This window comes from bacterium CG_4_10_14_0_2_um_filter_33_32, from assembly GCA_002792735.1.
GTDB lineage: Bacteria > Patescibacteriota > CPR2_A > CG2-30-33-46 > CG2-30-33-46 > CG2-30-33-46.
In genome coordinates, this window is the sequence record PFOW01000061.1 from 1 (window position 1) to 1,272 (window position 1,272).

The window sequence follows — 1,272 nt, forward strand, 5'->3', positions numbered from 1 at the left end:
AATCGAATTATCGACTTTACGCCAACCGATTATCATATAGGAAAGGACTCTGGGAAAATCGGAAAAATTATTATTCCTCATTTTGGGCAAGAACCAAACTTTCTCAGTAAGATAATCCAGCAAATAAAAGATACTCTTAATAGGGTATCGATGGAGAATAGAAAGATTTCTCAAATTGTTTCTGCGTGGAGAACAAGAATTGATGAAATAAAAAATAGTGAAGAGGCAAACTGTTTTTTATTGGAGATAAAGGAAGAAAAGAACCCTACTGTATTGACACAGGTTAGAGGATTGTTGGCAAAGAAAACGAAAAATTTAGGGTTAAGGGTTAATGCCCATAAACAGTATGAGTTGATTGTTGATTGCCCTGATAAAAAGCCTGAATCAAGTGAAACTTTTTGTCCAACTCAAGCATGTTTTACTGATTGTCCTGTATTTACCAAATACAAGAGGTAAGGGTATGTATAGATTATCTCCAACAATGTTAGATTCGTATAGACTCTATAAGACAACCAACTGGAAGTCTTATACCGACATAGTCTCAACAATTAAAAAAGAGGTTGTTGAGACTGAGCCGATGAAAGTTGGCAGGGCTGTTCACCATATAAAGGAGGGTTTGGGAACAGAAAAATATGGAATGGTATTGATTGATGGGTATATTTTTAGGGGAATAGAAAAGGAGGATAAAAAGTATATCTCTGAGCTAAAAATTACTCCTAAGATACAGACCCCTTATGGCAACTGCATAATCTCAATGGTGGCAGATGCTATCTATGGGAATGAAATAAAAGAATATAAAACAACCCAAAGCCCCATTGATATTGGTAGGTATATGGAATATTATCAATGGCGATGTTACCTCTGGGGATTTTGTGCCGAAAAAATCATATATGAGGTAATGGAGATTAACCAATGCAAGGACGGAATATGGAAAGTGAAGAATACTGAAAAAATTTCATTGTGTCCATATATAGGGATGGAGGAAGATATAAGATTGTTAGTAGAAGATATGATTGCTTTCTGCCATTCTCAAGGGTTGCAAAATTACATATTAGAATAAGTATAAAAATTGGGAGGGGAAAATATGTTACAAAAACTTGTTCACGATCATCAATGGAATTTCCGAAAATGGTCGTTACCTGTCAAAAAACAGGAATATCGGGGACTAACCGCATATGTGCCTGATAATAGCAACTGGATAGTTAAGATGGTGCTGTTGACTGGCTTAGTAGTGATAATGGTGATGTGGGGCATTCATCAAGTCAAATGTTG

3 protein-coding genes are annotated in these 1,272 nt (G+C 35.7%); all 3 read left to right on the top strand.

Annotation, left to right across the window (positions count from 1 at the left end):
• A partial coding sequence (locus tag COX95_04225) for a hypothetical protein (GenBank protein PIZ85412.1) occupies positions 1 to 456 on the top strand: 456 nt, incomplete at its 5' end.
• A gap of 4 nt (positions 457 to 460) precedes the next feature.
• Positions 461 to 1,060 carry a hypothetical protein gene (locus COX95_04230; GenBank protein ID PIZ85413.1) on the top strand — a complete coding sequence of 200 codons (600 nt, stop codon included), beginning with the start codon at positions 461 to 463 and terminating at the stop codon, positions 1,058 to 1,060.
• A gap of 24 nt (positions 1,061 to 1,084) precedes the next feature.
• On the top strand, positions 1,085 to 1,272 hold a 188-nt coding region (locus tag COX95_04235; protein ID PIZ85414.1), incomplete at its 3' end, for a hypothetical protein.

What these genes read in the sequence shown, in the direction of transcription:
- COX95_04230 (PIZ85413.1), top strand. Translation starts at nt 461, where the DNA reads ATGTATAGATTATCTCCAACAATGTTAGATTCGTATAGACTCTATAAG.